Source organism: Nioella sp. MMSF_3534 (genome assembly GCF_030732985.1).
Classification (GTDB): Bacteria; Pseudomonadota; Alphaproteobacteria; order Rhodobacterales; family Rhodobacteraceae; genus Nioella.
In genome coordinates this window covers 1-12,467 of the sequence record NZ_JASHJX010000043.1, presented here as the reverse complement: position 1 = coordinate 12,467, position 12,467 = coordinate 1, and the positions used below count along the sequence as shown (strand labels likewise).

General features: G+C 62.2%; 12 protein-coding genes. 7 read left to right on the top strand and 5 right to left on the bottom strand.

Annotated elements, in window-relative coordinates; all coding sequences use genetic code 11:
- Positions 1–138 precede the first annotated feature (138 nt).
- From RBB16_RS16385 to RBB16_RS16355, 7 genes are all read left to right on the top strand, one after another.
- Positions 139–1,182 (top strand): substrate-binding domain-containing protein, encoded by a 1,044-nt coding sequence (locus RBB16_RS16385; protein ID WP_306047177.1) that lies wholly within the window; start codon positions 139–141, stop codon positions 1,180–1,182.
- A 78-nt stretch (positions 1,183–1,260) separates the two neighbouring features.
- Positions 1,261–2,721 (top strand): phosphate ABC transporter permease subunit PstC, encoded by a 1,461-nt coding sequence (pstC, locus tag RBB16_RS16380; RefSeq protein WP_306047176.1) that lies wholly within the window; start codon positions 1,261–1,263, stop codon positions 2,719–2,721.
- Positions 2,718–4,058 carry a phosphate ABC transporter permease PstA gene (pstA, locus tag RBB16_RS16375; RefSeq protein WP_071689884.1) on the top strand — a complete coding sequence of 447 codons (1,341 nt, stop codon included), beginning with the start codon at positions 2,718–2,720 and terminating at the stop codon, positions 4,056–4,058. The genes pstC and pstA overlap by 4 nt, the downstream gene beginning before the upstream one ends.
- 16 nt (positions 4,059–4,074) lie before the next feature.
- Positions 4,075–4,872 (top strand): phosphate ABC transporter ATP-binding protein PstB, encoded by a 798-nt coding sequence (gene pstB, locus RBB16_RS16370; protein WP_071689908.1) that lies wholly within the window; start codon positions 4,075–4,077, stop codon positions 4,870–4,872.
- A 17-nt stretch (positions 4,873–4,889) separates the two neighbouring features.
- Positions 4,890–5,609, top strand: coding sequence for a phosphate signaling complex protein PhoU (gene phoU / locus RBB16_RS16365; protein WP_071689885.1), 720 nt, complete (start codon positions 4,890–4,892; stop codon positions 5,607–5,609).
- Between the two features lie 3 nt (positions 5,610–5,612).
- Positions 5,613–6,302 carry a phosphate regulon transcriptional regulator PhoB gene (gene phoB, locus RBB16_RS16360; protein ID WP_306047175.1) on the top strand — a complete coding sequence of 230 codons (690 nt, stop codon included), beginning with the start codon at positions 5,613–5,615 and terminating at the stop codon, positions 6,300–6,302.
- 408 nt (positions 6,303–6,710) lie between these two features.
- On the top strand, positions 6,711–7,472 hold the full coding sequence (locus RBB16_RS16355; protein ID WP_306047174.1) for a LuxR family transcriptional regulator: 762 nt from the start codon (positions 6,711–6,713) through the stop codon (positions 7,470–7,472).
- A 332-nt stretch (positions 7,473–7,804) separates the two neighbouring features.
- Here the strand turns inward: RBB16_RS16355 and tsf are convergent, their stop codons facing one another.
- The 5 genes from tsf to RBB16_RS16330 form a co-directional block, all read right to left on the bottom strand.
- Positions 7,805–8,680 carry a translation elongation factor Ts gene (gene tsf, locus RBB16_RS16350; RefSeq protein WP_071689888.1) on the bottom strand — a complete coding sequence of 292 codons (876 nt, stop codon included), beginning with the start codon at positions 8,678–8,680 and terminating at the stop codon, positions 7,805–7,807.
- A 74-nt stretch (positions 8,681–8,754) separates the two neighbouring features.
- Entirely contained in the window at positions 8,755–9,540 is a 786-nt protein-coding gene (rpsB, locus tag RBB16_RS16345; RefSeq protein ID WP_306047173.1) for a 30S ribosomal protein S2, read from the bottom strand.
- Between the two features lie 190 nt (positions 9,541–9,730).
- Positions 9,731–10,519, bottom strand: coding sequence for a DUF502 domain-containing protein (locus RBB16_RS16340; RefSeq protein WP_306047172.1), 789 nt, complete (start codon positions 10,517–10,519; stop codon positions 9,731–9,733).
- A 74-nt stretch (positions 10,520–10,593) separates the two neighbouring features.
- The gene (locus tag RBB16_RS16335; protein ID WP_306047171.1) at positions 10,594–11,511 is read right to left on the bottom strand and encodes a pseudouridine-5'-phosphate glycosidase; all 918 of its coding nucleotides are present in this window, start codon (positions 11,509–11,511) and stop codon (positions 10,594–10,596) included.
- Between the two features lie 3 nt (positions 11,512–11,514).
- Positions 11,515–12,396 (bottom strand): PfkB family carbohydrate kinase, encoded by an 882-nt coding sequence (locus RBB16_RS16330; RefSeq protein ID WP_306047170.1) that lies wholly within the window; start codon positions 12,394–12,396, stop codon positions 11,515–11,517.
- Positions 12,397–12,467: the final 71 nt, after the last annotated feature.

Below are 12,467 nucleotides of genomic sequence, written 5' to 3'. Positions count from 1 at the left end.
CGTAAAATCCTGCGCCACCCGCACTGTCATAAAACCGTTACGCAACTGTCACAAAAGCATAGCGCGCCCTCGATAGACGGCCCCCTGAGAGCGCGACCAACCGCGTTCCGACAGGATAACCAAACGGAGAAATCCACCATGTCTTTCGCAAAGCTGACCGTGTCCGCACTCGCGCTGGCCGCAATGTCCGCCACCGTCGCATCTGCCCAGGGCCGCGACAACGTCCAGATCGCCGGCTCCTCGACCGTTCTGCCCTACGCCACCATCGTGGCTGAAGCCTTCGGCGAAAACTTCGACTTCCCGACCCCGGTCGTTGAATCGGGCGGCTCTTCGACCGGTCTGCGCCGTTTCTGTGAAGGCGTTGGCGAAAACACCACCGATATCGCAAACTCATCGCGCTCGATCCGTCCTTCCGAGATCGAAACCTGTGCCGCCAACGGCGTGACCGACATCATCGAGGTCCGCATCGGCTATGACGGCATCGTCTTCGCCTCCGACATCAACGGCAACTCCTTCGAATTCACCCCTGCCGACTGGTACCTGGCGCTGGCCGCCGAACTGCCCGTTGACGGTGCCATGGTTGCCAACCCGAACACCAACTGGAACGAAGTCCGTGCAGAGCTTCCCGACCAGGATATCGCGGCCTTCATCCCCGGCACCCGCCACGGCACCCGTGAGGTCTTCGACGAAAATGTGATCCTTCAGGGCTGCGAAGACAGCGGCGCGATGGAAGCGATCATGGAAATCAACGGCGGCGACGAAGATGCAGCCGAAGAGGCCTGCATGGCGATCCGCGGTGACGGTGTGTCTGTCGATATCGACGGCGACTATACCGAGACCCTGGCCCGTATCTCTGCCAACCCCGAAGGCATCGGCGTGTTCGGTCTGAGCTTCTACCAGAACAACACTGCGGTTCTGCAGGTTGCCACCATGAACGGCATCGTTCCCTCGACCGAATCCATCGCGTCGGGCGAATACCCGGTGTCGCGTCCGCTGTTCTTCTACATCAAGGCAGCCCATCTGGACGTGATCCCCGGCCTGCAGGAATACGCGGATTTCTTCATCTCTGACGACATTGCAGGCCCCTGGGGTCCGCTGGCCGCCTATGGCCTGGTGTCCGACCCGGAACTGGCCGAGACGCAGCGCATCGTGCGCGAGCGTGTGACCATGGGCGACATGTAATCGCCTGACCCATCTGCGGGGCGGCCTGAACCATAAGGCCGCCCCGTTTTCTGACTGAACGGATCTGAAAGACCCGATATGCCCCTGATCTGGATCATCCTGGCCGTTCTGGCGCTTGGCGCCGCAGGCTATGTTCTGGGCCGCAAACGCGCGGTCAGCAGCGCGGGGGGCGATATTCGCATCCTGCATTCCCTGCCCAACTACTACGGCATGAACGTCTTTCTGACTGCCGTTGTGCCCGCGCTTCTGGTGCTGGTGGTCTGGCTTCTGGTGCAACCCACTGTCATCCAGCGGCAGGTAACGCAGTTGATCCCGGACAATGACATCATGGAGTCAGGCGAGCTCAGCCTGATCATGTCCGATGTCCGGCGCGTGGCCGATGGCCTGGACCGCGCGGTAGAGCAGGGGGCGTTGAGCCGCGAAGAAGCGCGGATGATCCGCACCGAATTCACCAATATCCGAGAGACGCTTGCCAGTATCGGCGTGGCCCTCGGGGACGATGTGAATGCCGATGTTCTGGCCGCCGCACAGCGCTATCGCGCGCTACAGAGCGCCGGAAACACTGTCATGGCGGCGGCGGTTCTGATCCTTGCCGCGCTCGGCCTTGGCTATGCCTATAGCCGCACTCACAAGGATTTCCGCGCCCGCAACACGGTGGAACGCGCGGTTCTGTCGATCCTGATCCTCGCGTCCACCATCGCCATCCTGACCACGGTCGGGATCGTGCTGTCGATGGTGTTGGAGACGCGGGATTTCTTCCACCTCTATCCCGCGCGTGAATTCTTCTTCGGGACCGAATGGATCCCGTCTTTCGAAGGCGGCTCTCACCTTGGCCTGTTGCCGCTTCTCTGGGGCACGCTTTACATCACTTTCATCGCGCTTCTGGTGGCTGTCCCTGTCGGGCTGTTCTCGGCCATATACCTGGCAGAATATGCAGGCCGCAGGATGCGCGGCATTGCCAAGCCGATGATCGAGGTGCTCGCGGGCATCCCCACCATCGTCTACGGTCTCTTCGCGCTGATCACCGTGGGCCCGATGCTGCGGGACTACTTCGCGGAACCGCTCGGGCTTGGCACTTCGTCCTCTTCCGTCATGACGGCGGGGATCGTCATGGGCATCATGCTGATCCCGTTCGTGTCGTCGCTGTCTGACGATATCATCAACGCGGTGCCGCAAAGCTTGCGCGACGGCAGCTACGGGCTTGGCGCGACCCAGTCGGAAACCGTGAAACAGGTGATCCTGCCCGCCGCGCTGCCTGGCATCGTCGGCGCGATCCTGCTGGCTGCCAGCCGCGCCATTGGCGAAACCATGATCGTGGTGATGGGGGCAGGGGCGGCGGCGACGCTCAGCCTCAACCCGTTTGAGGCGATGACCACCGTGACCGTGAAAATCGTGGGTCAGCTGACCGGCGACACCGACTTTTCCAGCCCCGAGGCGCTGGTCGCCTTCGCCCTTGGCCTGACGCTCTTCGCCATTACGCTCGGGCTCAATATCCTCGCCCTCTATATCGTGCGCAAATACCGGGAACAGTACGAATGACCGACGCTTCCACCCCCGTGCCGCCGAAAAGCTCGCTCTACGCGACGTCGGACCGCGTCAAGCGCCGCAATCGCAGCGAGACCCGGTTCCGCGCCTACGGCTTTGCCGCGATCACGGTCGGGGTTCTGGCCCTGATCCTGCTGGTGATCTCGATTGTCAGCAACGGTGCCAGCGCCTTTCGTCAGACATACATCACCATCCCCGTGGAACTGACCGAAGCGCGGCTTGACCCGGCGGGCAACCGCGATCCGGCGGAAATGGCCCGTGTCACGACCTTCGGCTACGCGCCGCTGCTGGCGCAGGCGCTGCAACAGCATCTGCAAGGGCAGGGGATCTCGATGGAGGGTGTCACGCCCCGCGACCTGATGGCGATGATCAGCCAGGAAGCGCCCGCACAGGTGCGTGCCCTCGTGCTCGCCAATCCCGAGATCGTGGGCCAGACCGTGACGATGGAGATGCTGGCCGGGGGCCGGATCGACGGATATTTCAAGGGCCGCGTGACGCTGGAAAGCGCCGAGCGCGACAGCAATGTCAGCCCTGCGCAATTGCTGCTGGCCGAGCGTATGGCCGAGGCGGGACTGATCGAAACCCGCTTCAACTGGGCCTTCATCACCGGGCCGGATGCTTCAGACCAACGCCCCGAGGCCGCCGGGCTTGGCATCGCGATCCTTGGCTCTTTCTACATGATGATCGTGGTGCTGGTGCTGGCGCTGCCGATTGGCGTGGCCGCCTCGATCTACCTGGAGGAATTCGCACCGCAGAACCGCTTCACCGACGCGATCGAGGTCAATATCTCGAACCTCGCCGCGGTTCCGTCCATCGTGTTCGGCATCCTGGGGCTGGCGATCTTCATCAACTTCGCGGGTCTGCCGCAATCGGCCCCCATCGTGGGCGGCCTTGTGCTGACCCTGATGACCCTGCCCACGATCATTATCGCAACCCGCGCGAGCCTTCGGGCCGTTCCGCCCTCGATCCGCGATGCCGCACTTGGTCTCGGGGCATCGAAGATGCAGTCGGTGTTCCACCATGTGCTGCCGCTGGCCGCGCCGGGCATTCTGACGGGCACCATCATCGGGCTGGCGCAGGCGCTAGGGGAAACCGCGCCGCTGCTGCTTATCGGAATGGTGGCCTTCGTCCGCGAATTCCCGGATGCGCCGCCGGAAGGCTTCTTCGACCCGACATCGGCGCTGCCGGTGCAGGTCTATAACTGGACACAGCGTTCGGACCCGGCTTTTGTGGAACGGGCCTCGGGGGCGACAATCGTGCTGCTTGTGTTCCTGCTTTTCATGAATGCGATGGCCGTAATCCTGCGCCGCCGCTTTGAACGCCGCTGGTAGTCCGGGGATGGATGACATGAACGATATGAGATTGGTGGAGCGTGCCGTGGACGATAAAGAGCTGAAGATTGCGGCCGACGGGGTAGACGTGTTCTATGGGGACACGCATGCCATCAAGGCCGTGGATGTGAACATCCTCGACAAGACCGTAACGGCCTTCATCGGTCCTTCCGGCTGCGGGAAATCGACCTTCCTGCGCTGCCTGAACCGGATGAATGACACCATTGATGTCTGTCGCGTGACCGGGAATATCCTGCTCGATGGCGAGGATATCTATCACCCCAAGGTCGACCCGGTGCAGCTGCGCGCCAAGGTGGGGATGGTGTTCCAGAAACCCAACCCGTTTCCGAAGTCGATCTATGACAATGTCTCTTACGGTCCGCGCATCCACGGGCTTGCAAGGAACAAGTCGGAACTCGATGAAATCGTTGAAAAATCCCTGCGCCGCGCGGCACTGTGGGACGAGGTCAAGGACCGTCTGACCGCCCCCGGAACCGGCCTGTCCGGCGGCCAGCAGCAGCGCCTGTGCATCGCGCGGGCCGTGGCCACCAGCCCCGAGGTTCTGCTGATGGACGAACCCTGTTCGGCGCTCGACCCGATTGCAACGGCGCAGGTCGAGGAGTTGATCGACGAGTTGCGCGAACGGTTCTCGGTGGTGATCGTGACCCACTCGATGCAGCAGGCGGCGCGCGTCAGCCAGAAGACCGCGTTCTTCCATCTGGGGGAACTGGTGGAATTCGGCGACACGAGCCAGATATTCACCAACCCCAAAGACCCGCGCACCGAATCCTATATCACCGGTCGTATCGGTTGAGGAAAGAGCTGTAAGCCATGGAAAACAAATCACATATCGTTGCGTCCTTCGACCGTGACCTGGAGGCGATCCAGGCCCTGATCATGAAGATGGGCGGATTGGTCGAAGAGGCCATCGTCGATGCCACCACGGCTCTGGAAACCCGCGATGAGGAGCTGGCCCTGAAGGTGCGCAAAGGTGATCGGGCCATCGACGAGATGGAAGAGCGCCTGAACGAAGAGGCCGCACTGGTGCTTGCCCTGCGCCAGCCGACGGCGGGCGATCTGCGCACGGTTCTGACCGTCTTCCGTCTGGCTGCCAGCCTTGAACGCATTGGCGACTACGCCAAGAACATGGCCAAGCGGGCAGGGGTCATCATGCAGATGCAGCAGATCGACGGCGCTGGTGCCGGTCTGCGCCGCATGGCCCGGCAGGTGGAGCTGATGCTGAAAGACGCGCTCGACGCCTATATTCAGCGCGACCCGGACCTGGCCGCCGATGTGCGCGAGCGGGATCTGGAAGTCGACCAGATGTATTCGGCTTTGTTCCGCGAATACCTGACCTTCATGATGGAAGATCCGCGCAACATCACCGCCTGCATGCACCTGCATTTCATGGCCAAGAACATCGAACGGATGGGCGACCACGTGACCACCATCGCCGAGCAGGTGATCTACCTCGTGACCGGCGAATACCCGGATGATGAGCGGGAGAAGGGCGACCGATCCTCGCATGATCTGGGTGTCGAGGAGGAGTGAGCGATGGCTGGCGAGCCCCTGGTTCTGATTGTCGAGGATGAGCCCGCGCAACGCGAAGTGCTGGCCTATAATATCCGCGCCGAGGGCTATGCGGTCATGGCCGCGGGGGCAGGGGACGAAGCACTGGTCATGGTGCGTGAAACCCCGCCTGACGTGATCGTGCTGGACTGGATGCTGCCCAATGTCTCTGGCATCGAGGTGTGCAGGCAACTCAAGGCCTCTGACGAAACGCGCAAGATCCCGGTGATCATGCTGTCTGCCCGGTCGGAAGAGGTGGACCGGGTGCGCGGCCTGGAAACCGGCGCGGATGACTATGTGGTCAAGCCTTATTCCGTGGCTGAACTGCTGGCCCGGCTGCGCACGCAGCTGCGCCGGACGCGACCGGCCTCCGTGGGCGAACATCTGACTTTCGAGGATATCCTGCTGGATATGGAAGAACACCGCGTCTACCGCGCGGGCCAGCAGGTTTCGCTTGGTCCGACGGAGTTCCGGCTATTGACGGCTTTCATGGAACGGCCGGGCCGCGTCTGGAGCCGCGAGCAGTTGCTCGACCGGGTCTGGGGCCGTGACATCTATGTCGATAGCCGGACGGTCGATGTGCATGTGGGCCGTTTGCGCAAAGCCCTGAAAGCTGCGCACGGCGAGGGGGACCCGATACGGACGGTTCGCGGCGCAGGCTACGCACTAGGCTAAGTGATTGTTACTTCGGCTTCATCCTGACAGATCTGACCAAGCAGTATGGCCAGTAATCATGATTATGTTAATATATCAGCAACCAGGAAACCCGTTATTTGCCCCAGTACGTTCGAATAATCAACACCTTACGACGAATTGTTGAAAAACCAGTTGAGACTTGTGCACCGCCCTTGAGCCACCAAGATCACTGTCCCACGGTTGCCACACCCGAGATGCCCAAGCGCAATATCTCTGCAACATCCTGATTTTGCGTAAAATTGTGCCTCGACAGTTTGGATGTGCCGCGCATATCTTGAAAGAGATTTCGGGGACAACGATGCCAAGCAAGACTTTACGCTTTCCTTTGCAGGACATGGCGGGACCATGCAGAAGACAAAAGCGCCGTTTTCGCTACGGTGAACCGGCATGAAGCGCCTGCAGCCCTATCTGAAGGCGCGCTCTGTCGAGGAGTTGTGGGAATATCACACGGAACAGATGGGCGCCTATGGCTTCGATCGTCTCATCTACGCCTATACATGCTTTCAGTCCGCAAAATCGCTCAGCAATCCCGAGGATGCGCTGATCCTGACGAACTACCCTTCGGACTATATCGAAGCCTATATCGGCCACGGCCTGTACCGGGCTGCACCGATGATGAAATGGGCGTCCCGCAATGTCGGGTCCATTAGTTGGCGGCATATGTGGGATAAATTCGACGACAGCCCGAACGGCCCTGAACGGCGGGAACTGATGGCGTTGAACAAGCGGTTCGGAATTTCCGCAGGCTATACAATGTCCTTCCCGATGGCGATCAAGCGATCGGCTGCCGGTATCGGGCTGGTGGCCCGCAGCGGCCTGAGCCAGCAAGACGTGGATGCGCTGTGGCAGGACAAGGGCGAAGAGCTGGAGATCATCAACCAGGTGGCCCATCTGGCGATCACCCAGCTTCCCGCAACCGGTCAGAGCCGTGTCCTGACGCCGCGCCAGTCCGAGGTACTGGAGCTGGTGGCCGATGGCAAATCGGTGCGTGACATTGCGTTGTTGCTTGGCCGCAAGGCCGCGACGGTGGACAAGCATCTGCGCGGCGCGCGGGAGTCGCTTGGCGTTGAAACAACGGCGCAGGCAGTGCGCAAAGCCTCGGTCCTGAACCAGATTTTCATCGTCGATCCGGGTGCTCAGACAGGCTGATCGGCGGTATTTGGCCAAAAGGTAAAGGATTCCCTACTTTTCCGGGGCCTGACTTTGCGTCAAGTTAACCCTGTTCCGTGAGTGATGGCTGAGATTTCTTCGGTCAGGAGCATCGGACCGTCAGGAACATTTCCGGCCTGGCGGTCCAGTTCACCCCAAGACCCGGTGGCCATAACCCCGACGTCCTGGGCCGCGCCTGCCCATCCCCATTCCGGCATGCGTGGTGACAAAAAGAAAGCGGTGCTGCCCCTTTGTCCCTGGCAGCACCGCTTTTTCAATCTGGGTAGGTGGCAGGGGCGCCTCCCAACACCCCTGCCCCTCTTCCAAGGGCCTTAGCCCTGGGCAGCCTTCGCAACCTCGGCTGCGAAGTCTTCTTCCTTCTTCTCGATGCCTTCGCCCACTTCGATGCGAACGAAACCGGTGACGGTTGCGCCAGCCTCGGCTGCAGCGGCACCGACGGTCAGATCGGGGTTGATGACGAACGCCTGGTTCAGCAGGGTCGACTCGGCCACGAATTTCTTCATGCGGCCTTCGATCATCTTCTCGATCACCTGCTCGGGCTTGCCGGATTCACGGGCGATGTCGATCTGGATCTGGCGTTCTTTTTCAACAACGGCCGGGTCCATGTCGTCTTCGTTCAGGGCTGCGGGATTGACAGCGGCGATATGCATCGCGACCTGCTTGCCAAGCGCCTCGTCGCCACCGGTCATCGCGACCAGAACGCCGATCTTGCCCATGCCGGGCGCGGCAGCGTTGTGGACATAGGTCACAACGGTGTCGCCTTCCAGGCGGGCCATGCGGCGCAGGGTCATGTTCTCGCCGATGGTGGCGATCTTGTCGGTCAGCGTGTCGGCAACGGTCTTGCCACCCAGATCGGCGGCGGCCAGAGCCTCGATATCCGCGACACCGGTCGCGGCATTGGCGATGTCGCCCACCATTTTCTGGAACTCGGCGTTCTTGCCGACGAAATCGGTTTCCGAGTTCACTTCGACGGCGACGCCAACGCCACCGTCAACCGCGACGGCCACCAGGCCCTCGGCGGCGATGCGACCGGATTTCTTGGCGGCTTTCGCCAGACCCTTGGTGCGCAGCCAGTCAACGGCAGCGTCGAAATCGCCATTGGTTTCGACAAGTGCCTTCTTGGCGTCCATCATGCCTGCGGCGGTGGCTTCGCGCAGCTCTTTGACCATTGCAGCGGTAATTGCCATCGGTCTGCTCCTTTATTCGGGGTATGGGGTGGACCGGCCCATAGCCGGTCCATGTATCAGATGCGTGACGGCGATCAGCCTTCAGCGGCTTCCTCGGTCGGGGCTTCGGCGGCGATGGCCTCTTCGATATTGCCCTCTTCCAGTGCGCCCAGGTCAACGCCTGCGCCTTCCATCTGGGCGGTCATGCCGTCCAGCGCCGCGCGGGAGACCAGATCGCAATAGAGCGAGATGGCGCGCGCCGCGTCGTCGTTGCCGGGGATGATGTAATCCACGCCATCGGGCGAGCAGTTGGTGTCGACCACGGCCACGACCGGGATGCCCAGTTTCTTGGCTTCCGCGATGGCCAGGTCTTCTTTCTTGACGTCGATGACGAAGATCAGGTCGGGCAGGCCGCCCATTTCACGGATACCGCCGAGCGAAGCCTGCAGCTTCGCCTGGTCGCGTTCCATGCCAAGACGTTCTTTCTTGGTCAGACCTTCCAGACCGTTTTCCATCGCCTCGTCGATCTGCTTCAGACGAGAGATCGAGTTCGACACGGTTTTCCAGTTGGTCAGCGTGCCGCCAAGCCAGCGGTGGTTCATGTAATACTGCGCGCAACGCTCTGCCGCTTCGGCGACGGGCTTTTGGGCCTGACGCTTGGTGCCGACGAACAGGATGCTGCCGCCCTTGGCGACGGTTTCGCGCACGACCTGCAGCGCCTGGTCCAGCATCGGAACGGTCTGGGTCAGATCGAGAATGTGGATGCCGTTGCGCTCGCCATAGATGAACTCGCCCATGCGGGGGTTCCAGCGTTGCGTCTGGTGGCCGAAGTGAACGCCAGCTTCAAGCAGCTGACGCATGGTGAAATCAGGAAGCGCCATGTCCTAGTATCCTTTTCCGGTTTGCGCCTTGGCAGAGGTTTAGGGACTGAACCCAACCGGTGGACCGTTCAGGGATGTCTCCCCCGAGGGCCCGCCTCTGCCTGTGAAGTAAGCGCGCCATTAAGGCAGAGCCGGGGGGAATGCAACCCCCCTGCCCCATCCGACCGCGAAATCGGGGCAAGAAGGCGCGTCAGGCGTCTTCGGTGCGGCGATCCGGGTCCGCTTCGGGTGCACGCGGCCTGTCCAGCAGAGCGGCAGCCGTGCCTTCGACCTCCACAATCTCGGCCTCGTCCGGAACCCGGTCACCATCCTTGTCGCCGGTGCTCGGGTAAACCAGCCCCGCCGAGATCACCAGCTTCGCGGCGTCCTCGACCGACATCTTCAGGATCTGCACATCTTCCTTCGGAACGAACAGCAGAAAGCCCGAGGTCGGGTTCGGCGTGGTCGGCAGGAAGACCGATATCATGTGCTTTTCGTGGCTATCCGCAATCTCGCCCTTCGCATCGGTCGAGATGAAGGCGATCGCCCAGATGCCCTTGCGCGGATATTCCACGAGGCAGGCCTTGTCGAACGACCCCTTGGACTGCGCCAACACGGTTTCGGTGATCTGCTTCAGACCCGAATAGAGCGACCGCACACCGGGAATCGACAGAACCACGCTTTCCGAGGTGCGGATCAGCGACCGCCCGATCAGCCCCTTCGCGATCCAGCCCACGATGATCGTGAACAGAAGGAACATGCCAACGCCGATGCCGCGAATATCGACGTCGATGTTGAAATATTCCCGGATCAGGATGGCGGGATTATAGGCATTGGGCAGAAACGGCAGCACCCAGGAATCGATCCAGCCGATGATCGACCAGATCAGCCAGACTGTCAGACCAATAGGCGCAATCACCACGAGGCCGGTCAGAAAACTGGCCTGTAGCGAGGATATCCAGCCGCGCCGTGGCGGCGGTGGCGGTTCGGGCAATTCCATTCTTGCCGGTCGTCCCTGTTAAACTCTCTTCCCTGTTACTAAGGGCGCGTTTCACGCCAAACAAGAGAGTGTCTTCAATCCTGCGCGACCATGGCGCAGGCAATTGCCGCTGCAAGGCGGGCATTGTTCAGAACGAGGGCGATATTGGCCGTCAGAGACCGTCCTTCGGTCAGTTCGAATATCCGCTGCAACAGGAAGGGTGTCACCGATTTGCCGGTGATCCCCTGTGCATCGGCCTCAGCCTGGGCCTGCGCGATGATGGGGGCGAGGGTTTCGGCGGCGATCTCGTCGGATTCGGGAATCGGGTTCGCCACCAGTTGCCCCCCCGGCAGACCAAGCCGCGCGCGCATCATCGCAGAGGCGGCGATGTCCTCGGCCCTGTCCATCCGCAGCGGGGCGCTCAGGCCGGACTCGCGCGACCAGAAGGCCGGGAATCCGTCCTGTCCGAAGGCAATGACAGGCACGCCTTGCGTTTCCAGAACCTCCAACGTCTTGGGGATGTCGAGAATGGCCTTGGCACCGGCAGCCACCACGGTAACGGCGGTCTGCGCCAGTTCCATCAGGTCGGCGGAGATATCGAAACTGGCTTCCGCCCCCTTGTGAACGCCGCCGATCCCACCCGTGGCAAAGACGCCAATTCCCGCCAGATTCGCCGCGATCATCGTTGCGGCCACGGTGGTAGCCCCGGTCCGGCCCGTGGCCAGAGCCACCGCAAGATCGGCGCGGCTCAACTTCATCACGTCTTTGGCCTGCGCCAGCGCCTCCAGCTCGGTACGCGTCAGGCCCACATGCAAGCGCCCCTCAAGGATCGCAATCGTGGCAGGCACCGCCCCGGCGGCGCGCACCTCGTCCTCGACCTGGCGGGCGGTCTCCAGGTTCTGCGGGTAGGGCATGCCATGGGTGATGATGGTGCTTTCCAGCGCCACGATCGGGGCATTGGCGGCAATGGCCTCAGCCACGTCGGGCGAGAGGGTCAGATAATCAGGTGTCATGGGCTATCCGGCAACATAGGTGGCAGCGGTGGTCAGCGCGTGGGCCAGCGCGGCCTCGGGCGTGTCACCGCGGATTTCAGCGGCGATATGGGCCGCCATGAACGTGTCCCCTGCCCCGGTGATCCGGCGCGGGGTAATCTGCGGGGGCGCGAGCGAGAGAGTCCGATCCGGCGTCGCATCCACGGCCAGCCTGCCGCCATCGGTGACCAGCACCCGGCGCGCGCCCGCCTTGAGCAGAGCCTCGGCCCCGGTTTCAGCGCACCCGGTCGGGGCACCTGAAATCAACCCGGCTTCCTCGGCATTCACATAGATCGTGGCACCGGGATGGGTCAGGAAGGGCCTCAACCGCTCGGCCTTGCCGGGCGAGGCTGGGGCAAGCCGCAGATCGGCATGTGCAAAAAGCGGACTCTGCGCGATCCGGGTCAGAAGCTCAACCGTCAGGTTCCCGTCAATCGCCATCGGCCCCGCCCATGGCGCATCCACAGAGGCCAGCCCGCCATTTTCCAACGGCTCCAGAATCCGCGCGCCTGCGGTTTCCAGCGACTGCGCATCGGCAAGCGCGGCCAGCAGCGTCCCCTGCGCCTCGATCGCCATGTATTGATCGGTCGGCAGATCGTGATCGACCAGCACATGGTCCACCTCGATCCCCATCCGCGCGCATTCCACCAGCAACGCGGTGCCCGCCGCATCATCCCCCACGACACTGAGCAGAGAGGGCCGCAGCCCCTGCCCCACCAGCGTCATGGCAATATTCAGTGCCACCCCACCGGGCAGCCGGGTGATGCGACCGGGCTTGTCGTTTCCGGCCGCCATGGGCAGATCGGTGCGTCCGATGATGTCCCACAGGACGGACCCGATGCACAGGATGTCAGGGCGTTCTCTCATGCGCGCTCTCTAGGCGGGCCAGCCCGCGCCGTCCATGCCTTTCATCTTGGCAAAAATACCCCGGGGGGTCC